This is a genomic window from Cellulomonas humilata, assembly GCF_013359775.1.
GTDB classification, from domain to species: Bacteria; Actinomycetota; Actinomycetes; order Actinomycetales; family Cellulomonadaceae; genus Cellulomonas; species Cellulomonas humilata.
This window is the reverse complement of record NZ_JABMCI010000054.1, coordinates 82,639-104,481: the sequence shown is the minus strand read 5'-3', so window position 1 is coordinate 104,481 and position 21,843 is coordinate 82,639. Positions and strand designations below refer to the sequence as shown.

Genomic DNA, 21,843 nt, shown 5'->3' with positions numbered 1-21,843 from the left:
CTGTCCGGGGATGCCTCGTCAGTCGGGCAGGGGGCCTGATGCAGCTTCCGCTCCTCCTCGCGGGTCCGATCCTGCGTCGGGTCGACGCGGGGCTCGTCGCGGTCCAGGTGGTGCTGAGCGAAGCGGCCGACGTCAGGCTCACGGTCTGGGAAGGTCGGGTCGCCTCCGACACCACCAACGCGCCCTTCGCCAGCAGCGGCGACCCCCCCGACCCGAACGCACCCGAGCCGCACCCCGGCGAGACGACGGTGCGGATCGGCGAGCGGCTCCACCTCGGGCTCGTCTCCGCGCGCCTGCCACCGGCCTCCGGCAAGGTCTTCGAGTCCGACCGGCTCTACTCGTACAACGTCACCATCACGGCCGCCTCGGGCACCACCGATCTCGCGAAGCTGGGCCTGCTCGGCGCGCACACGGTCAGCGGCGTCGAGGCCGGACCCCTGGGGTACGCCGACCGGATGCTGCCGAGCTTCGCCCTCCCGCCGTCCACGCTGGACGACCTGCGGCTGGGGTACGGCTCGTGCCGGCGCCCGGGCTACGACGACGGCGACGCCCTGGCGTGGATGGACGAGTACCTGAACGACCGGGTGGACGATCCGCGCGCGCGGCTCCACCAGCTCTTCCTCGGTGGTGACCAGATATACGCCGACGACGTGGACGCCGTGATGATGCTGCGGGTCGTCGAGCTGGGCGTGGAGCTCATCGGCACCGCGGGCGGGGTGCCGGTGGAGCGCGTCACGGTCGGACAGGTTCTCCGGCGGCCCGCGAGCAGCACGCCGACCGAGGCCGACCCCACCGCGGTCTACACCCCCGAGACGCCGCAGGAGACGGCGCTGGCGGGGGACCTGCCGGCGGGCCCGCCGTGCTTCCCGGTCGGCGGCCGGCTGCACCTGACGACGGTCAGCGGGCAGCTCACCAGCGTGGACGGCGCCAACCACCTGATCTCCCTGGGCGAGTTCGCCGCGGCCTACGTCCTGGCCTGGTCCCCGGCCTGCTGGGGCGTCGAGGTGCCGGGTGCGACCGCGGTCGGCGGCGGCGTCGTGCGCTGGCTGGACACGCTGGGCGACGACCAGGACGTCGTCCTGCCCCCGACCGTCTATCCCGAGCGCATCCCGCAGCACCTGTTCGCGGGTGCCGCGGCGATCGCTGCCAAGGCCGCCGAGGACGCGAAGACGCCCCCCGCCGAGCGTGCCCGGTCCCGGCGCCGGAGCCACCGGGTGCATCGCGAGCTCCTGCTCGGTCTGGCCCGGGTGCAGCGCGTGCTGGCCAACGTGCCGTCGTACATGATGCTCGACGACCACGACGTCACGGACGACTTCTTCCTCAACCCGATGTGGCGTCACCGCGTGCTCGGCAGCGCGCTCGGGCAGGTGATCCTGACCAACGGGATGCTGGCCTACGCCCTGTTCCAGGACTGGGGGAACGACCCGCGCCGGTACGACCAGGTCACCACGCCCGAGCATCCCGAGCTCGGGGGCCAGCTGCCGGGCGACCTGCTCGACCGGGCGGCCGCGCTGTTCCCGGGGTCGGCGCCGGGTCCCGACCGCGACCTGTTCGCGGCCATCGGGCGGATGTTCGGCCACCACCTGGAGAACCAGCCGCAGCCGGACGGCCGGTTCGGTGTCGTCGACGCACCGATGACCTGGCACTTCACCGTCGACGGGCCCAAGCACGTCGTGGTCGCGCTGGACAACCGGACCCGACGCAGCTTCGTCGCGGAGATCGGGCCGCCGGGCAACGTCGCGACGGAGGCGCTCGTCGACCAGATCCCGCGTCCGCCGCTGCCGGCCGGGCGCGAGGTGCTGGTGGTGATCGCCCCCCTCCAGGTGATCGGACCGCCGGTGATCGACGAGGTGGTCGCCCGGGCCATCTACCGGATCTTCGACCTGGCCACGGCCGGCGACCTGACCGACCCGGAGTCGGCCGCCGGCGCGCGCCGGATGCCCGGGACCAACCCCGACGCCCTCGAGACCTGGGCGTTCGACGCACTCACCTTCGAGCACCTCCTGGCCAGGCTCGCGGAGCACCAGCGGGTGGTGGTCCTGTCCGGCGACGTGCACAACGCCGCGTCCAACGTGATGAGCTACTGGCGGGGTGCCGAGCGCCGACCGGCCCGGATCGCGCAGTTCACGTCCAGCGGGTTCAAGAACGTCATGCCCGTCTACCTGCGGGCGCTCGACCGCAGCGCGATGCTGCTCCAGGAGCTCCTGCGCGCGGGGCTCGGCGTCGAGCGGCTGGGGTGGGCGCGGCCGGACGCCGAGCTGGTGCTCCTGCCCCAGGGGCGGACCGAGGCGGACCTGGTGGCGACGACGCGGGCCAAGCTGCTGCGCAGCCCGGTGCTGCTGGCGACGCACGGCTGGCTCGACGACAACCCCGAGGGCGACGAGCCGGTGCCCGCGCTCACCTCGCGGCTCAACCCGGCGAAGCCGCCGGAGTGGCGGTGGCGGGTGACCCCTCTGATCGACGGCCGCCTCGACGCCGACCGCCCGGCGCCGATCCGGCCCACGCCGCTGGACGACGCGGCGATCGAGGCCCAGCTGGCCGACCCGGCGACCTCCTTCGAGGCGATGCAGGCGGTCGCCGCCCGGCACCAGGCGGCGCTCGACCGGATGCGGAACACCCGGCAGATGATGTTCCGGTCCAACTTCGGCATCTGCCGGTTCGAGTCGGCCGCGGACGGCTCCGTGACCGCCGTCGGCGAGGTGTACACCTCCGCGGTCGACCCCGAGACGCAGCTGCCGGTGCTCGGGCCGTACATGGTGCACCGGGCACCCCTGGGGCCGCTGGACGAGGCGCCGCCCGAGACGTTGCGCGAGTCCGTGCTGAGCCGCGTGCCGATCCCGGAGCCAGGGCCGTGAGCGCCGGCTCGGTGCTCCGCGCGGTCGCGGGCGAGGTCCTCGACTTCGTCTCGTTCTCCGCCGACCTGCTGGGCCGGCCCGCGGTCCGCAGCGCGGTGCTGGCCGACCTCGGGGCCGCGCCGGACGCGACCACCCACGCCGTCGTCCTGCCCGAAGCCCCTCTCGCGGCGATCAAGGCGTACCGCGAGCAGGTGGACACCGACCTCCAGGCGGACATCGAGGCCCTCGGCAACCTCGCCCTGCTCCTCGGGGCGGTGATCGACCAGGTGGAGGCGTGGCAGGGCACCGACTGGGCGGGCCGCGGGGACACGTTCGTGAACAGCCTGCTCGACCTGCTGGGCAGCACGTACGTGCGGCGCCGCTGGCCCAAGCTGTTCCTGATCATGCAGGCGGTCTCGATCACGTCCGAGCTCACCAGCTCGCTGGCGCCGGGCGAGCAGGCGCACACCAGGTTCCGCAACGCGATCGGCACGATCCTCTCGTTCGTGTGGAACCCGGGCCGGACCCTGGACGACCTGGACGACACGCGGCCGGACGCCGAGGGCAGCACGCTGAACACCGCGCGCGACACGTCGTTCCTCGTCGTCGACGGCCTGGTCCGCGGCATCGTCGCCGCGATCGCCGTCGTCGACCAGACCAAGGACGAGGACGCGTCGAACGCGCTCGGGGACGTGATCGTCGGCTGGGACGCCGCCGCGCTCGACGTCGACTCGCCGGCACGCCCGACCGCGGCGGACGTCCTGGCGGCTCGGATGGTCTCGCTCGCGCTGCGGCGCGCCGGCGCCACCGACTCCGAGCAGCTGCGGGTCACCTGGATGTACCTGCCCCGGCGCCTGGGCACCCCCGCCCGTCCGCACCAGCTCTTCCTCGCGCTCGGCGGCACGCTCACGCTCGACCAGGTGCTGAACCCCGGCGCCATCGACGCCCCGACCTGGAGCTTCCGGGTGGACATCCGCAGCGACGCCGGAGCGGCGCTGCTGATCGGTGGCGAGGACGGCGTGCGGCCGAACGCGACGGCAGCCAGCACGAGCGTGTCGGTGGGCTACCGCGCGGTGCCCGACGAGACGGGGATCAGCTACGCCCTGCCGCGGGCCACGGGCACCCGGCTGGAGCTCGGGGAGCTCGCCGCCGTGCTCACCCTGAGCGCGTCCGGCGCGCGCATCCTGCTGCGGCTGGACCACTGCGCCCTGGTGATCGACTCGGCCGACAAGGACAGCTTCGTGCGCAAGCTGCTCGGCGGCCGGCCGATCCGGAAGGTGTTCTCCCTCGGCCTGGGGTACGACGCCGCCCTCGGGTTCATCCACGAGGTGCACGTCCCGGCGGGCGTCGACGCGACGGGTCCCGAACCCCCCTTCGACTCCTCGGGTCCCGCCGGTCCGCCCGCGCTCGAGAAGACGCTGCCGCTCGGCGGGGGCGGCGTGCTGGGGATCAACGTGCTCGAGGTGGTGCTGCGCCTGGCCGGGCGCCGGGCCGAACCGCCCGAGAGCGGCTGGGCGGCGGCCGCCGGCGGGCTGGTCTCCTTCAGCACGCAGCTGGGTCCGCTGTACGTCCGGGTCGACCGCCTGGGCCTGCTCGCGGCCATGGACACCATGACGCCGTCCGACGAGCGCAACCTGCGGGTGGTCGACGCCCACGTCGACGCGTCGCGCCCGACGGGGATCGCCCTGGACCTGCGGACCGGACCGGTGAGCGGCGGCGGCACCATCCAGCACGACCCGACCACGGGGGACTACGTCGGCGCCCTGGTGCTGCGGTTCGGCAAGCAGATCACGATCACCTGCGTCGGGCTCGCGTCCACCCGGGACCGCGAGGGCAACCCGCTGTCGTCCCTCCTGCTGATCGGGACCGTCGAGCACCTGGGGTGGCAGGCCGGCGTGGTCACCCTCGACGGGTTCGGGCTGCTGTACGCCGCGGACCGGACCCTGGACGTCGCCGCCGTCCGCGCGGCGCTGCCGTCCGGCCAGCTCAAGCACGTGCTCTTCCCGGCCGACCCGGTCAAGCACCTCCCGGAGCTGGTCTCCGCCCTGCGGACGTTCTTCCCGCCGCGGGAGGGGACGCACATCTACGGCTTCCTGGTGAAGCTGACGTTCGGCAGCGCCCACCCGCTGCTGCGTGCCGACCTCGCCCTCATGCTCGAGCGGGACTCCGTCTCGGAGACCAGCCGGCTGCTGGTGCTCGGCCGGGTCTCCTCGGTGCTGCCGCAGGAGGACAACGCCCTCCTCACGCTGAACCTCGACGTCGTCGGCGTGTTCGACCTCGACACCGGTTCCGCGGCCCTCGACGCGGTCCTCTACGACTCGAAGCTGTGCGGCCGCTTCGTCCTGACCGGCGCCGCCGCGTTCCGGCGCGAGCGCGGCCAGGGGTTCGCGCTCGCGGTGGGCGGGTTCAACCCGCGGTTCAGCCCGCCGGCCAGCTTCCCGGTGCTGCCGCGCGTCTCCGTGGCGCTCACCACGGGCGACAACCCGAAGCTGGTGATCGAGGCCTACCTGGCGATCACGACGAACACCCTCCAGTTCGGGGCGAAGGCCTCCCTGTACGCGGCCGCCTACGGCTTCAGCATCCAGGGGTACATCGGGTTCGACGTGCTGGTGAGCTTCTGGCCGCCGCACTTCATCGCGGACTTCGCCGCCGGCGTGCAGCTCAAGCGCGGGTCCCGGAACCTGTTCAAGGTCGACGTCAAGGGCATGCTCGAGGGCCCCATCCCGCTGCGCGTCGCGGGGAAGGCCACCTTCGGCATCCTGTGGTGGGACTACACGGTCTCCTTCGACAAGACGCTCATCGGCGGGAGCGGGTCGGTGGTCACCGAGACCATCGACGTGGTGGCCGAGCTGCTCACCCGGCTGGCCGACGCGGGCAGCTGGCGGGCGGAGCTGCCGGCGGCGGCCACCCAGGTGGCGGGGGTGCGGAACGTGCCGCGCGCCGGCCTGCTGCTGCACCCCCTGGGTCGGCTGGTGGTGCAGCAGGGGCTGGTCCCGCTGAACACCACGCGGGAGATCGACCGCGTCGGCGCGTTCGTGCCCCGCGACGCGCGCCGGTTCGCGCTCACCGAACCCCGGATCGGGGGCGCGACGGCCAACGTGTCCCCGGTCAGCGACGAGTTCCCGGACAGCCAGTTCTTCGAGATGAGTGACGCCGAGCGCCTGGGCGCGCCCGGTGTGGTGATGCGCGAGGCGGGCGTGAGCTTCGGGAACGACCGCTACGCCGCGGACGCGTCGACGGGGGTGGCGGAGCCGTTCCGGTACACCGAGATCGTCGTCGGGCCGGACGGCGTGCCCGTCGTGCTGCCCGACCCGAGGCCGGCGGAGCCTGCGCAGCTGCGCGCCGGGCTGCGGCTGGCCGCGGCCGCCCGGGCGGCGACCCGCACCTCCGTCACCGAGCGCTACGCCGGGCAGGACCGGCCGGACGCGCCCCGGCTGGCCGGGCTGGTGGGGGTGTCATGACCGAACCGAGCCTGCTCTTCCTGCCGTGGGTGCGCCGTGGTGGCGCGCTCGACCTGCCGGAGGACGCGCGGGACCGGCACCCGGCCAGCCAGGCGACCGCGAACGCCGAGGTGAAGGTGAACGGCGCCGGGCCGGTGCGGGTGCCGGTCCGGCTCCTGGGCCCCGGCGACGTCACCGGGCTCCCGGCTCAGCAGGTGATCCGCACGGACCCGGCACCCGGCTCCCGCACGTTCGAGGCCAACTACCTGCCGCTCGTGGAGTTCGACGAGCCGGCCCTGCCGTGGCTGTTCACCCCGGCGTCGGCGTCGGCGGGCCGGCTGCGGCCCTGGCTGTGCCTGGTCGTCGTCCGCGAGCAGCCCGGCGTGCAGCTGGCGGCCCCCGCGCGGGGTTCGCTGCCGGTCCTGAGGATCGGTGCCCCGGCCCACGTGGAGGAGGAGCTGCCGGACCTCGACGACAGCTGGGCCTGGGCGCACGCGCAGCTGGCCACCGACGTCGCGCTGACCGACGCGGCCCTCGCCGACGCGCTCGCCGCCGACCCCGGCCGCAGCCTGTCCCGGCTGGTCAGCGGGCGCCTCCTGGCCGAGCAGACCGAGTACCTCGCCTGCGTCGTGCCCACCTTCGAGGCGGGCCGGCTCGCCGGGCTGGGCGACGACCCGGGGGCCGCCGAGGGCCCGGCCTGGAGACGCGCGCCGGGCATGGATCCCGTGGAGCTGCCGGTGCTGCACCACTGGCGGTTCGCCACCGGCCCGGCCGGTGACTTCCAGTCCCTCGCGATGGCGATCCGTGGCCGCCCCGTCGCAGACGGCTTCGGCACCCGTGCGGTGGACGTGTCGACCTCGGGACTCGGCATCCCCGGCTCGCAGGATGCCCAGGTGAGGCTGGCCGGCGCCCTGCTCGCCCTCGATGCGCCCGTCCAGCGGTGGTCGGACCCGGCGATGGCCGAGCGGTTCGCGGCGGCGCTGCTGGACGTCCTCAACGCGCCCGACCGGGTGCCGGCGAGCAACCCGCTGCTGGCGCCGCCGCGGTACGGCTCGGCGTACGTGACGCCCACGCCCCTGGACCCGGCGTCAGCCGGACGCTGGTACGAGCAGCTCAACAGCGACCCCGCCCACCGGGTGGCCGCCGCGCTGGGCACGCTCGTGGTGCAGCAGCAGCAGGAGACGCTGGTGGCGGCGGCGTGGGACCAGGCCGCGGACCTGCACACCGCGGGCCGGGTCTACGGGCTGGCCGAGCTGGGGTTCACGCTCGCCGACAGCCTGCACCGACGGCACGTGGCGCCGCTCCCGCCGGAGTCGGGCCTGTTCGTCCTGGCGCCGCTGCGCGCCCGGCTGCTGAGGGCGCCCGCGACGGGGTCGGGAACGTCCGGCCTAAGCTTCGCCCAGCACTGGGCCGAGGCCCGCCTGCCGGACCAGGCGCTGAGCCCGGCGGTCCGGCGACTGACCCGGTCCCGCGGCCCGGCCGTGCGGCGGGTGCGTCGCGGGGGGCGGCCGTCGGGGCTCGACTTCCTCGGCCGGATGGCGCCCAGCGAGATGATCGGCCGTCAGCTTCCCTCCACGGCGGGACCGCTGACCTTCGAGGCGGGCGGTGCGTCGCTGCCGACCCCGCTCGACCTGTCGTGGGCGCAGGTGAGCACCGACGCGGTCGTCGGGGCGCCGCCGCGACCGGGGTTCGAGATCGGTCCCACCCCGACGCCGGCCCCCGGACCGAGGCCGCTCCCGCCGATCGACGGAGGCGTGCCCGGCGGTGGGGTGCTCCACGCCGACCTCACCCGGAGCGCGTCGCCCGGGCCTTCCTCGCTAGCGCGCCGGCGGCCGGGGGACCCCTTCGAGCCGCCCGACCCGATCGACCCCGACCCCATCGACCCGGAGCCCGAGGATCCCGACCCGCACCCGCACCCGCCGCGGCGCGACAGCCCGGCCGCAGCGGCCTTCCGGGAGCTGTCGGCGCGTCACCTGGCGGCGTTCCTGGCCACGGCCGCACCCCAACGCGGCCCGCTCGGCACGCTCGCCGCCGGGGCGATGTTCGAGGAGGCCCTGGCGCTCACCACCCCGGCCCGCACGTTCGCGGCCCGGGTGTCCGGGCTGCTCGAGACGCCGGCGCCGCCGGACCCGGCCGTGACGGTGCCGGCGCTCCGGTTCGCCCCGCGGTTCGACGCACCGATGTCGCGCTCGCTGATCGAGCTGGGTCAGCAGTGGCTGCTCCCCGGACTGGACGGCGTGCCGGCCAACACCGCCCTGGGCCTGCGCACCAACGGCGAGTTCGTCGAGGCCTTCCTGGTCGGCCTCAACCACGAGCTCGGCCGTGAGCTCCTCTGGCGCGAGTTCCCGACGCCCATGACCGCCACCTTCTTCGACCGGTTCTGGGACGCCGCCGTGGCCCCGGAGGCACCGCCGGACATCGTCCCTCTGGACTCGTGGGCCGACCGGGCCCTGGGCGCGCCCACGGTCGCCGAGGACCGGTTCGTCCTGCTCCTGCGCAGCGAGCTGATCCGACGGTTCCCCGACGCCCTCGTCTCCGCGGCCCGACCGGGCCCGCCCGCCGAGCAGCTGCTGCCGGTGTTCCGCGGCTCGATGGACCCCGACCTCAGCTTCTTCGGGTTCGCCGTGCCGCTGGCCGACGCTGACGACTGGTCGATCGTGATCGCGGAGCAACCCGGCGCCCCCCGCTTCGGCTTCGAGGTGGGCGAGGCGCCCGACGGCGTCAGCCACGCGCCCGCGACCGAGGCCACGTCGGCGGCGCAGGCCGGGCGCCTGCGGCAGCTGCCCGCCCGGATCACCATCCCGGTGACCGTGCTGCTGCGGAGGCCGACGCCATGACCGACCCGCTCGACCTCGCACCGCTCACCGCCGACGCCCTGGCGACCGACGCGCGCCTCACCGCGCAGGTGGCCGAGTCCCGGCACCCCCTGGTGCTGCTCCCGGTCCGGCTGGAGACGCGCTTCCGCGACGGTTCGCTCCTCGTGCGCGTCTACCCCGACCAGCTGCACGTCGACGCCCACGACCCCCGTCTGTCCGCCGCCGAGCTGGCCGCCGGCGAGGACTTCTGGCGCGCGCAGTGGCGGACGGGCACCGATCGCGAGCGGGCGCAGCGGGCCTGGGCCGCGCTCGCGGACCGGTGCGGTCGGGGTCGGGCTGCCTGGGTGGTGCGCGCCACCACACCCACCAACCCGCAGGACCGGCCGGACGCCGCCGTCGGGGACGGTGAGCCGCTGTCTGCCGACCCGACGTTCCCCGTCCTCGCGCCCACCGAGCAGCGCAGCACCCCGGTCGCCCGCCTGCTGCCCACGCGCTGGACCGCGACCGCGTACGCGCAGGGGGCCGTGGTGGCGGTCGGCACCGGCCGGGAGATCACCGCCGACCTCGCCGTCGGACCCGACCTGTCGGCGCCGCTGGTGCACGACGAGGGCGGCGACGAGGTGGCGGCCGTGGACCAGGCGATGAGTTGGCTCGTCGACTTCGACACCGCGGAGGAGGTCGGCATGGCGCTGCGGCTCCCGGTCTCCGGGCCACTGGACCTGCTGCTGGTGACCGGCGTCCGCGAGGGTTCCGCCGACGACGGGGCGGGCGGGCTCGCCCGGCTCCTCGACGCCCAGCGCTACAGCGAGGGTCTGGCGTTCCTGGACGCGGAGACGCCGACCAACAACGCCGAGGGCGCGTCGTCCGGCTGGTCCAGTGCCGCCGCGGGGGCCTGGGCGCCGACGTCCGAGCCGGTGCCGCCGGGGACGGCAGGGGCACGCACCGCAGCCGCCCTCGGGGTCGGGGGGTCCGCGGACCTGGGGTCGCTTCCTGCCGGGGGCAGCGCGGACGAGCGGCTGGCCGAGGCGATGAGCACCGCCCTGTGGCCCGCCACCTGGGGCTACTGGCTGCCGCAGCTCGCCGGGGTCGGCCTCGACGACGCCGACTGGGCGCGGGACCACGCCCGGCGTTTCGTCCGACCGGGCGGGCCGTTGCCCACCCTGCGCGTCGGCCGTCAGCCGTACGGCCTGCTGCCGGTGACGTCGCTCGGCCGGTTCGCGGGCGACGAGCGCGCGAACCGCGTGCGGCGGACCGTGGCCGGTCTGGTCGAGGGCGCCTGGCGGCCCGTCCTCGCGCAGGCCCCGCGGATCGGTCGCGGCGATGTCGCGGCGGACCTGGTCGACGTGCTGCGGCTGGGGGCTCGGTCCGACCGGGTGCGCCTGCGACGCGCGTTCGGCGTCCGCTTCGCCCAGCACGTCCAGCTCCTGCTCGGCCGCCGGCTCGGTGACGCCGGGTTCTGGGAGGTCGCCCGGGACCGGGCGCTGCCGGTCGCCGCGGCGGCCGGAGCCGGGCTGCTCCCGGGTGCGCTGACGGTGCACGAGCCGGACACCGCACCGGTCACCGTGCCCCTGGTGGGCGACGCCGACGACCTGCGTGAGCTGCTCGCGGCCGACGTCGACCAGCTCGCTGCCGGGGGCGACGACCCGCCGCCGTCGCTGCTGGCCGCGCTGGTCCGGCACGGTCTCCTGCGCGAGCACGCCACGGCGGCGGCCCGCCTGCTCGGACCGGACGCACCGGACGTCACCGACGCGGAGCTCTACGGCTTCGGCGAGGCCACGCCAGGGTGGCGGGAGCGGCGTGACGCGACCGTGCCGGACGGCGGGACGGTCCGCGAGCGGCTGGCTGCCGGGACGGAGGAGCTGACGACCTTCCGCGCGGCGGTCGAGGTGCTCGCGGCCGCCGACCCCGGGGACCTGGAGCGGCACCTGCTCGGCACCCTGGACGCCGCGGCCTACCGGGTCGACGCCTGGGTGACGTCCCTGGCGAGCCGGCGGCTGGCTGACCTCCGGGCGGACCAGGAGCGTGGCGCGCTGGTCGGCGGCTACGGCTGGGCGGAGCACCTGACGCCGTCGGCTGCCGACGTCGTCACCGAGTCCCCGACCGGGGAGCCGGGCGAGCTGCTGGCCGCGGTCGACGACCCCGGCTTCCTGCACACGCCGTCGATCCACCAGGCGCAGGTGGCCGCGCTGCTGCGCAACGCCCACCTGGCCAACGGCGGGGGAGAGCACGACCCCTTCGCGATCAGCCTCACCTCGGAGCGCGTCCGGCTGGCCAGGAGCGTCTTCGACGGGGTCCGCGCGGGGCGCTCGGTGGGGGCGGTGCTCGGCTACCTGGTGGAGCGCGACCTGCACGAGCACGGGCTGGCCAAGGCCGTCGACAACGCCCGAGAGGTGTCTCCCATGCCCGGCGAGGAGCACCTGCCCCCGGCCGCCCGCCGGCTGGACGGGTTGAGCCTGCACCGGCTCTGGGCGGCCAGCGAGGACCACGCCCTGGACCACCTGGTGGGGGGAGACCCGAGCGTGGCCGACCGGGTCGCGGCGCTGGGAGTCCTGCGCCGACTGGGCTCGGCGGTGGACGCCGCCGCCGACCTGCTCCAGGCCGAGCAGGTGCACCAGTTCGCCCTGGGCGACCTGGACCGCGCGGTCAGCACCGTGGCCGACTTCGATCGCGGGCTCGTGCCACCGGCCACCCTCGACGTCGTGCAGACCCCGCGGTCGGGCGTCGGGGTCACGCACCGCGTGGGCATCCTGCTCGACCCCGGCGCGGCGGCGACCGGGGGCTGGGCCGGACCGACGCGGTCGCCGCGCGCCGCGGCCGAACCCGGGCTCGACGCCTGGTTGGGCCGCATGCTCGGCGCAGCCACCGGTCGGTCGGTCACGGTGCGGGACGCGGCCGGCGAGGCGTCGGCGCAGGTGCCGCTGTCGGAGCTCGGCATGTCGGCGGGCGACCTCGTCCGAGTCGCCGGCGCGGGGGAGCACGGGCTGACCGAGCTGGCGGCGCGAGCGGCCCTGGCGTCGGGCGCCGACCTGCTGCGTCCCACCCTGGAGCCCGACCGGGCGCTGCTGGACCTCCTCGAGATGGGGCGGTCGCTGGCCGCGCTGCTGGGTCCGGCCACGCCGATGGCCGGCGGGACGCTCCAGCCGCCGCACGCGGACGACGAGCCCGGCGTCGACGTCGCCGAGCTCGAGGGTCGGGCGGCTGCGGCGTCGGCGGCCGTGCAGGCTGCGGTGGACGCGCTCGACGACGCCCTGGTGGACCCGACGCCGCCCCGGCTCGAGGCCGCGGTGGCTGCCTGCTGGTCGCTGGGGGTGGGCGACGCCGCGGTCCCCGTCGAGACCACCGTGGACGGGTGGTCGGCGGCGGCGGTCCGAGCCCGCGACCAGCTCCAGGGTCGGCTCGTCGAGGCGGGTGCGGTCCAGGCCGGACCGTCGGCGCCTGCCTGGGACCTGTCGCTGCGTCGGTTGCGGGCGCTGCTGGGGCCGGGCTTCGTGGCGCTCCCGCGGTTCGTCCCGCCGACGACGGCCGACCTCGTGGCGTCGCGGGACGATCCCGCGCTGCTGGGCGGGGACGCGCTCGCCGTGGAGGTGTGGCTGACCCGGATGGAGCGCGTGCGGGAGCCGCTGGGGCGGCTGGGTATCGCGCTGCGGGAGGCGGAGGCGCTCGGTGGGCCAGCCGTCTCGCTCGCTGCCGCGCAGGTGCCGCACCGCCCGGGCGCCGTGTGGAACGCGCTGCCTGCCGAGCAGTACGTGGACGGGGCGGTCTCCCTGGCGCTGTCCGGTGCCGAGCTCGTCGCGCCGGGCCGGGAGGTCGCCGGGCTCCTGGTCGACGAGTGGACCGAGGTGATCCCGTCCGCGACCGAGACGACGGGCGTCGCGTTCCGCTACGACCCCCCGGAGCTGATGGCCCCCCAGGCGATCCTGCTGGCGGTGCCCCCGGTGGCCGGTGAGCCGTGGACGCTCGGCACCCTGAACCAGGTGCTGGTCGAGACCCTCGAGCAGGCGCACCTGCGGGCCGTCCCGCCCACCGCGCTCGGGGCGGTCCGGCAGTACCTGCCGGCCACCGTGCTGGCGTTCAACGCCGAGCGGGATGCCGTGTCGACCAACCCGAACGCGCTCACCGCCCCGGTGGTGGGCTGACATGGCCTCGGTCACCACGTTCTCGCGGCTGGAGCCCGACCCGCTGCGCCCCGACGTCACCGACGGTGCCACCGCGCCCGTGCACGACCCGCTCTGGCTGCTGGCCCGGCAGTGGCAGGTCGGGGAGTTCGCCGGGCACGACGGCGGCACCCCGGTGCTGGCGCGCTGGCGGGGCGAGGCCGCGCGACCGACGCGGTTCGTGGCCGGACCCGTCCCGCCCGGCACCAGGACGCAGGCGCCGCGGTTCGACGCGATGGCGGCCCCGCTCGAGACGCTCGTCGAGCGCGCGGGCACCCCGCTCCCGGAGACCACCGAGTCCGCCGAGGGCCTGCGCCTCGCCGTCGACACGGGCCGGCTGTTCCTGCGCGTCCTGGCCCAGCAGACCACCTCCCGCGACTACGGCCCCGACGTCGTGCGTGCGTTCGCCGTGCCGGAGCCCACGCCCGACGTGCTCGCGGGACTCGACCCCGCGACGGCCGCGTACGCGCGGCTGCACGCCGGCCGCAGCGTCGACGGGAGACGGCTCCGGGGCGAGCTGCGGGGCCGCGACCTGCTGCGCCTCGGGGTCGAGGTCGCCCAGGCCGACCGGGCCGAGCTCCGCGCTGCGGGCGCCGACTGGCTCCGGCTCGTCACGGCCCTGTTCGCCGACGCCGATCCCGTCGCCACGAGCTGGCAGCCCACCCGGTTCGAGCACACGGCGTCGATCTCCACCCGGAGGCCAGCCGAGCCGGGCAGCGAGCTGACCCTGACCGCCCACCGCTACGACAGCGACACCCTCGACTGGTACGAGCTCGACGCCAACGGGGACGTGAACCTGGGGACCACGGCCACGGAGGTCGGTCGGCCGGTCACGCGGACGGTCATGCCCGCGCCCGTGACAGCCCCCGGTCTGCCGGCCCGCCGGTTCTGGGAGCTCGAGGACGGACGGCTGAACCTCGCCGCGCTCCAGCCCGCCGAGACGGACCTCGGACAGGTGCTCCTGATCGAGACCCTGTCCGGCTACGGGAACGACTGGTTCGTCATCGGGGTGGAGCTGCCCGTCGGTCACGTGGTGTCGTCGACGTCGCTGGTGGTCACGGACACGTTCGGCACCCGGACGCTGCTGCGACCGCACGGCGACCACCGGCTGAACACGCCCAGCCGGTGGGGGCTCTTCCAGCACTCCAGTCCCTCCAGCGACGGGTCGGAGGGCGTCGGGCTGACCAACCTGCTGTACCTGGCCCCTCGGCTCGCCCAACCGGTGGTCGGCCCGGTCGTGGAGCAGGTGGTGCTCGCCCGGGACGAGCAGGCCAACCTCGGCTGGGCCGTCGAGCAGAGCAGGGAGTCACCGCTCCAGGTGGGCGTCGAGCTGAGTTCCGCGCGGCCGCCCGACCCGCCCGGCGACCCCGACGTCGCGCCCGACTACCACCTGGCCCAGGCACCGCCGCCCCACTGGATCCCGCTGCTCCCGGTGCGCGTGGAGGGCACCGAGCAGGTGGCGCTCGCCCGCGGGTCGGTGCTCGACGTGTCCGGCGGCAGGCACGTCGTCAGCAGCGTGACCCGGCTGCTGGGCGGCGGACCCGACGGCGCCCTGCTCATCCCTGAGGAGGAGGTGCCCAGCGGGGGTCTCGTCGTGCAACGGACCTACCAGTCGGCACGCTGGGTGGACGGGTCGCTGCACGTCTGGGCCGCGCACCGGACGAGGGTGAGCACCGGCCTGCCCCCCAGCGGCGTGCGGTACGACTACCTCGTCGACTAGGTCTCTCGGCCGGCCGCGGCGGCCAGGAGGTCGCGGGCCGCGACGGCGCCCGGTGGTCGTCCGGTGGCTGCCGCCGCTCGCGCCCGGCGCTGGAGGAGCGCGTTCACCGGGGTCGGTACGCCGTGCAGCCGGCCCAGCAGGACGATCTCGCCGTTGAGGTAGTCCGACTCGATCGACCCCGTCCCGCGCGCCAGGGACTGCCACGACGACCCGCCGCCGCGCTCCTGGCCCGCCAGCGCCTCGACGCGGAAACCGGCGCGGGCCGCGTCGTGCACCGCGTCGTCGAGGGCCACCAGGCCGGCGGCGCGCAGGACCGCGCGGCCCTCGGCGTCGGCGCGGGCGGCGAGCTCGAGGGTGTCGTCGTCGCGCAGCGGACCGCAGAGCGCCTCGACCGCGTTGGCGAGGTTGGTCAGCAGCTTCGTGTACTTCCAGGCCATGACGTCCGTGGCCACGGGTGCGCGGAAGCCGGCGTCGACGAGGTCACGGGCGTAGGCGGTGAGCAGGGCGGGGCCGTCGGCGGGCGGGGTCGCCGCGTGGCCGACCGTGAGGACGCCGGGCACCGGGGTGCCGCCGGCCGACACGCGGCCGGGTTCGAGGTAGGTGGCCGGCAGCCAGACGCACATGGCGACGACGTGGGCGAACCGGCGCAGCGCCGCCCGCTCGTTGTCGACGCCGTTCTGCGCGCAGACCACCGCGAGCCGCTCGGCGGCCGTCCCCCCGCCCGCGACCGGTCGGTCCGCCCAGGCGTCGAGCGCGTCCGCGGTGTCCTGGCTCTTCACGGCGAGCACCAGGACGTCGTCCGGGCGCAGGTCGACGTCGTCGGGACCGGCGGCGAGCGCGGGCCGCACGCGCACCGTCCCTGCCACGGTCGTCACCTCCAGCCCGGAGGCGCGCAGGGCCGCGAGCTGGGGCCCGCGAGCGACCAGCACGACGTCCGTCCCGACGCTCGCGAGCAGCCCTCCGATGACCCCGCCGACCGCACCTGTCCCGATGATGATGTGACGCACCGGCCCACCGTACGGAGTCGGGCATCGGGTACGTCACACTGCCCATCGCCTGGACGAACGGGCACCCATCGCGGTACGTGCCCTAGTTTTGGCCCGTGACTGCACCTCTTCCCCCGAGCGACGCCGTCCAGAGCTCTGCCCAGAGCCCCGCGAGCCACGAGATCCCGGAGCCGCTGCGCAACGACGTCCGTGTGCTGGGCGAGTTCCTCGGGCGGGTGCTGCGCGAGGCGGGAGGGGAGGACCTGCTCGCCGACGTGGAGGCGCTGCGCGAGCTGGCGATCCGCGCCCACAACGGCCCCGACGCGGAGGCGCTGGCGCAGGCCGAGGAGCTCGTCGCCGGCTTCACCCTGTCGCGTGCCGAGCAGGTGGCGCGGGCGTTCACCTGCTACTTCCACCTGGCCAACACCGCGGAGGAGTACCACCGCGTCCGCGTCCTGCGCGAGCGCGAGGCCAGCCTCCTGCCGCACCACCTGGCGCCCGACGACTCGCTGCCGGCCGCGGTGGCGCAGCTGGCCGACGAGGTGGGCGAGGACGTCGCACGGCAGCGGCTCGCGGAGCTCGAGTTCCGGCCCGTGTTCACCGCGCACCCGACCGAGGCGCGTCGGCGGGCGGTCTCCGGTGCCATCCGCCGGATCGCCGAGCTGGTGGCCGAGCGTGACCTGCGGTACGTCGGCGGGATGTCGCTCGCGGAGAACGACCGGCGCCTGCTCAGCGAGATCGACACGCTCTGGCGCACGGCCCCCCTTCGCGAGGCCAAGCCGTCGGTGCTCGACGAGGTCCGCACCGTGATCAACGTGTTCGAGGCGACCCTGGCCGACGTGCTGCCGGCCGTCTACCGGCGCCTCGACGACTGGCTGCTGGCCGACGCCGCGGGCACCACGGCACCCGCCGTGCGACCGTTCGCGCGGCTGGGCACATGGATCGGCGGCGACCGGGACGGCAACCCCAACGTCACGGCGCAGATCACCGAGGAGGCCGCGGCGATGGCGTCCGAGCACGCGCTGCTCGAGTTGGAGTCCTCGGCCCGCAAGTCGGCCCACGGGCTCACCCTCGACGGCTCCGGAACCCCCGCCTCGCACGAGCTCAGCGCGCTGTGGCAGAAGCAGCGCGGCCTGTCCGCGACGCTGGCGGCGCGCATCGCGGGCGACGCCCCGAACGAGCCGCACCGCCGGGTCGTGTACTTCCTGGCGGAGCGCATCGCGGCGACCCGGACCCGGAACGCGGACCTCGCGTACGGCGCCGCGCCGGAGCTCGAGGCCGACCTCGCCGTGGTGCAGCGCTCGCTCGCCGAGGCCGGCGCCAACCGGGCGGCGTACGGCGACCTGCAGCGGCTGATCTGGCAGGTGCAGACGTTCGGGTTCCACCTGGCCGAGCTCGAGGTGCGACAGCACTCGCAGGTGCACGAGGGTGCGCTCGCGGACCTGCGCGCGAACGGCATCGACGGCACCCTCGAGCCCCGCACGGTCGAGGTCATCGACACGTTCCGCGCCATCGGGGCCGTCCAGCGGCGCTACGGAGTGCTGGCCGCCCGCCGGTACATCATCTCGTTCACGCAGTCGGCCGAGCACCTCGCGGCCGTCTACGAGCTGGCGGAGATCGCCTTCGCGGGCATGGACGCGCCGATCATCGACGCGGTCCCGCTGTTCGAGACGTTCGCGGACCTGGAGGCCAGCGTCGACATCCTCGAGGGCGCGCTCCTGCTCCCGCAGGTGCAGCGCCGGCTCGCGGAGAACGGGCGCCGTGTCGAGGTCATGCTCGGCTACTCGGACTCCTCCAAGGACGTCGGCCCCGTCTCCGCCACCCTCACGCTGGACACCGCGCAGCGACGGATCACGGAGTGGGCGCGACGCAACGAGATCGTGCTCACCCTGTTCCACGGCCGCGGCGGCGCGCTCGGGCGCGGGGGCGGCCCCGCCAACCGTGCGCTCCTGGCGCAGCCCCCGGGGTCGGTCGACGGCCGGTTCAAGCTCACCGAGCAGGGCGAGGTCATCTTCGCCCGGTACGGCGACCCCGTCATCGCGGCCCGGCACATCGAGCAGGTGGCCGCGGCGACGCTGCTGGCCGGCGCGCCCTCGGTCGAGCGCCACAACGCCGCGGCCACCGAGCGGTTCGCGGCGCTGGCCGCGCAGCTCGACGAGACGTCGCGGGTCCGGTTCCACGAGCTGGTGAAGTCGCAGGGGTTCCCGCAGTGGTTCGCAGAGGTCACGCCGCTGGAGGAGGTCGGCATGCTGCCGATCGGCTCCCGCCCGGCACGCCGAGGCCTCTCGGTGGAGTCGCTCGACGACCTGCGCGCGATCCCGTGGGTGTTCTCCTGGTCGCAGGCCCGCATCAACCTGGCCGGCTGGTACGGCCTGGGCACGGCGCTGGACACGGTGGGCGACCTCGACGAGCTCCGCACGGCCTACGCGCAGTGGCCGTTGTTCGCCACCATGATCGACAACGTCGAGATGTCGCTGGCCAAGACCGACCAGCGGATCGCGGAGCGGTACCTGGCGCTCGGCGACCGGGACGACCTGGCGCAGCAGGTGCTGGACGAGATGGCCCTCACCCGTCGGTGGGTGCTGGCCATCACGGACAGCGAGGCGATCCTGTCCCGCCGCCGGATCCTCGGCCGCGCCGTCCAGCTGCGCAGCCCCTACGTCGACGCGCTGTCCCTGCTCCAGCTGCGCGCGCTGCGCGGCCTGCGCACGGGCGACGCCCCCGAGCAGGCGGACGATCTGCGCCGCCTGCTGCTGCTCACCGTCAACGGCGTCGCGGCCGGCCTGCAGAACACCGGCTGAGAGTCACGGGCCTGTCGGTCCGAACCGCTCCGTGCGGATCCGCTCCGGGTCGTGCCCGAGGTCGACCAGCGCGTCGGCCACGGTCTCGACGAACGGTGTCGGGCCGCACACGAACACGTGCGCGCGCTGGTCGGGCGGGAAGCACACCGCCTCCAGCAGCCCGTGGTCGACCCGTCCCACGCGGCCGGGCCACCCCTCGGGTCCGCGGCGCGTCCACACCCGGCTGATCTGCACGTCGGCGCCCAGCTGCTCCAGCTCGTCGGCGTAGATCGCGTCCTGCGGCGTGCGGACGGAGACGACCAGCCGGAACGGCGCCACGCTGCGGGCGAGCCGGCGCGTGCGCAGCATCGACATGAGGGGCACCAGCCCCGAGCCGCCGCCGATCAGCTGCACGGGGTGCGGGTCGGTGGGGTGCCAGACGAACCAGTGCCCGACAGGACCGCGGAGCTCGACCTGGTCGCCCACCTGGAGGTCCTCGGTCAGGTATGGGGACACCTCTCCGTCGTCGACCACCTGGACGGTGAGCGCGATGCGGGAGTCGTGACCGGCCGGGTCGGGCGGGACGCCGGGCAGTCCCATGGTCCCGGGGGAGGCCAGCGAGTAGGACCGCTGCGTCGAGTACCCGTCCTCGGCGGTCAGGCGGACGTCGACGTGCTGACCGGCGAGCGCGCCGCGCCAGCCGGGCACGTCGAGCTCCAGCGTCATGGCGGTCGGCGTCTCGGCGGTGCGGGCGAGCAGCGTGCCGACCATCCAGGGGAGGGCGTACAGCTCAGCGGCGGGGGAGTCGTCCCCCGCGGGGGCAGCCACGCTCAGTCCCCCCAGTACCGCTGCTCCTTCCAGGGGTCCCCGTAGGCGTGATACCCCAGCCGCTCCCAGAAGCCCCAGCTGTCCTCGGTCAACAGGTCGAGGCTGCGCACCCACTTCGCCGACTTCCAGAAGTACAGATGGGGGATGAGCAGCCGCGCGGGGCCACCGTGCTCGGGGGGCAGCGGAGCACCGTCGTACTGGTAGGCGATCCACGCCTTGCCGCCGCGCAGGTCCGCCAGCGGCACGTTCGTGGTGTACCCGCCGTCGCAGTGCGCCAGCGCGAACTGCTCCTCGGGGGCGATCTCGACGCCGTCGAGCAGCGTGTCCAGGGAGATCCCGCGCCAGGCGGAGTCGAGCTTGGTCCACTTGGTGACGCAGTGGATGTCCTTGACGATGTCGTCGTGCGGCAGGTGCGTGAGCTCGGACCAGCTCCACGTCGCCCGCGTGGATCCGCCGCCGGTGATCGAGAACGTCCAGGTGGACAGGTCCGCGCGCGGCGTCGGCCCGGCCGACAGCACGGGGAACCCGCGCTCGAGGTACTGGCCCGGCGGGAGGCGGGGGTCGGACTCGCGCTTGCCGCGGAACCCGCGGGAGATGATCGCCATCAGACGGCCGTGCGGTTCGACATGGTCACTCCCGGGGTCGGAGACGCTCCGGCTCATCATGCGGCCCCGCCCCGTGGACGCGCCAGAGGCCGGTCCGCGATACGGACCGGCCTCTGATCTGTGCGTTTGTCGAGCGGTCAGCCGCGCGAGTAGACGACGCGCGGGCCGCCGGAGGCCGATCCGGAGCCTCCGCTGGTGCCACGGCCGCTGCCACCGCGACGGCGGCGCTGACCGGACGCGCCGGCCGGGGCCGCTGCTGCCGGGGCGCCCACGCGTCCGCGGCCACGTCCACGACCGCCGCCACCGCCGCCGCCGCCGGTGCTGGCGGTCACGGGGGGAGCGACGTACTTCACGGGCGCGGCGACCTCGCCGACGAGGCGCGTGAGCGTCGCGTCGCCGGGGAAGACGGGCTTGGGGGTCGCGGTGATCTTGGCGGCACGCGTGAGCGCGCGGACGTCGCCACGCTGCTCCGGCAGGACGATCGTGACGACGTCGCCGCCCGAGCCGGCCCGCGCGGTGCGGCCGGAGCGGTGCAGGTACGCCTTGTGCTCGGCCGGCGGGTCGACGTGCACGACGAGCTCGATGTCGTCCACGTGGATGCCGCGCGCGGCGATGTCCGTGGCGACGAGCACCCGGACGGCGCCGGAGGAGAACGCCTCGAGGTTCCGCTCGCGGGCGCCCTGGGCCAGGTTGCCGTGCAGGTCGACGGCGGGGATGCCGTCCATCGTCAGCTGCTTCGCCAGCTTCTTGGCCTGGTGCTTGGTGCGCATGAAGAGCAGGCGGCGACCGGTGCCGGAGGCGAGGTGGTGCACGACCTGCTTCTTGGCGTCGGCGTCGCGGACCTCGAACAGGTGGTGCGTCATCGCGGAGACGGGCGACTCGGCGCTGTCCACGGAGTGCTCGACGGGCGAGGTCAGGTAGCGCTTGACCAGCTGGTCGACGCCCTTGTCCAGGGTGGCCGAGAACAGCAGGCGCTGGCCGGCCTTCGGGGTCTTGTCCATGATCCGCTTGACGCCCGGCAGGAAGCCGAGGTCGGCCATGTGGTCGGCCTCGTCGAGCACGGTGATCTGCACGTCGTCGAGCGTGAGGGCCTTCTGGTTGAGCAGGTCCTCGAGACGGCCGGGGCACGCGACGACGATGTCGACGCCGCCGTTGAGCGCGGAGGTCTGCTTGCCTTGCGACACGCCACCGAAGATCACGGTCGTGTTCAGGCCGAGCACCTTGGCCAGCGGCGCGATGGTGGCGTCGATCTGCGTCGCGAGCTCGCGGGTCGGGGCCAGCACCAGGGCGCGGGGCCGACGCGCGGCCTTGCCCTTGCCCGCGGTGGCGGCGAGCCGCACGACGAGCGGGAGGGCGAACGCGAGCGTCTTGCCGGAGCCGGTGCGGCCGCGGCCGAGCACGTCGCGGCCCGCCAGCGAGTCGGGCAGCGTGGCGGTCTGGATGGGGAAGGGGGCGGTGATGCCCTGTGCCGTCAGTGCGGCGGTCAGGGCAGCGGGCACGCCAAGATCGGTGAACGAAGTCATAGAGAGAGCCTCTCGGGGCTGGGTCGGGGTCCGCCGCCAGAGCAACCAGAGCGAGTGCTCCGGGGGACCTCCACGACGCGGGGCGCGCAGGTTCGCGCAGCCCTTGGTGTCCCCACCCTCTCACACGACATGTCTCGCGGGGGCTCGCGGTGTCGAG

General features: G+C 75.1%; 10 protein-coding genes. 6 read left to right on the top strand and 4 right to left on the bottom strand.

Annotated elements, in window-relative coordinates:
- Positions 1–38 precede the first annotated feature (38 nt).
- From HP550_RS05775 to HP550_RS05755, 5 genes are read left to right on the top strand one after another with little or no spacing between them, the layout of a single operon-like run.
- Complete coding sequence (locus tag HP550_RS05775) at positions 39–2,855, top strand: metallophosphoesterase family protein (protein ID WP_175346633.1); 2,817 nt, start codon at positions 39–41, stop codon at positions 2,853–2,855.
- A complete protein-coding gene (locus HP550_RS05770; protein ID WP_175346632.1) occupies positions 2,852–6,295 on the top strand; it encodes a DUF6603 domain-containing protein in 3,444 nt (1,147 codons plus the stop codon). Before HP550_RS05775 ends, HP550_RS05770 begins: the two co-directional genes overlap by 4 nt.
- Positions 6,292–9,111 (top strand): hypothetical protein, encoded by a 2,820-nt coding sequence (locus tag HP550_RS05765; RefSeq protein WP_175346631.1) that lies wholly within the window; start codon positions 6,292–6,294, stop codon positions 9,109–9,111. Before HP550_RS05770 ends, HP550_RS05765 begins: the two co-directional genes overlap by 4 nt.
- Complete coding sequence (locus tag HP550_RS05760; protein ID WP_175346630.1) at positions 9,108–13,226, top strand: hypothetical protein; 4,119 nt, start codon at positions 9,108–9,110, stop codon at positions 13,224–13,226. Before HP550_RS05765 ends, HP550_RS05760 begins: the two co-directional genes overlap by 4 nt.
- A 1-nt stretch (position 13,227) precedes the next feature.
- Positions 13,228–14,964: a hypothetical protein gene (locus HP550_RS05755; RefSeq protein WP_175346629.1), complete on the top strand. Its 1,737-nt coding sequence runs from the start codon at positions 13,228–13,230 to the stop codon at positions 14,962–14,964.
- Here HP550_RS05755 and HP550_RS22935 read toward each other — a convergent pair.
- The gene (locus HP550_RS22935) at positions 14,961–15,971 is read right to left on the bottom strand and encodes a ketopantoate reductase family protein (RefSeq protein ID WP_175346628.1); all 1,011 of its coding nucleotides are present in this window, start codon (positions 15,969–15,971) and stop codon (positions 14,961–14,963) included. The genes HP550_RS05755 and HP550_RS22935 overlap by 4 nt on opposite strands.
- Positions 15,972–16,066: 95 nt before the next feature.
- Between HP550_RS22935 and HP550_RS05745 the strand changes: the two genes are divergently transcribed.
- Positions 16,067–18,751: a phosphoenolpyruvate carboxylase gene (locus HP550_RS05745; protein ID WP_425484420.1), complete on the top strand. Its 2,685-nt coding sequence runs from the start codon at positions 16,067–16,069 to the stop codon at positions 18,749–18,751.
- A 3-nt stretch (positions 18,752–18,754) separates the two neighbouring features.
- Here HP550_RS05745 and HP550_RS05740 read toward each other — a convergent pair whose 3' ends face one another.
- The 3 genes from HP550_RS05740 to HP550_RS05730 all read right to left on the bottom strand — a co-directional run bounded on the left by HP550_RS05740 (position 18,755) and on the right by HP550_RS05730 (position 21,686).
- On the bottom strand, positions 18,755–19,501 hold the full coding sequence (locus HP550_RS05740; protein WP_175346658.1) for a ferredoxin reductase: 747 nt from the start codon (positions 19,499–19,501) through the stop codon (positions 18,755–18,757).
- A 59-nt stretch (positions 19,502–19,560) separates the two neighbouring features.
- Positions 19,561–20,163, bottom strand: a complete 603-nt coding sequence (locus HP550_RS05735) for a sulfite oxidase-like oxidoreductase (RefSeq protein WP_175346627.1) — start codon at positions 20,161–20,163, stop codon at positions 19,561–19,563.
- Between the two features lie 137 nt (positions 20,164–20,300).
- On the bottom strand, positions 20,301–21,686 hold the full coding sequence (locus HP550_RS05730; protein WP_175346626.1) for a DEAD/DEAH box helicase: 1,386 nt from the start codon (positions 21,684–21,686) through the stop codon (positions 20,301–20,303).
- Positions 21,687–21,843 lie beyond the last annotated feature (157 nt).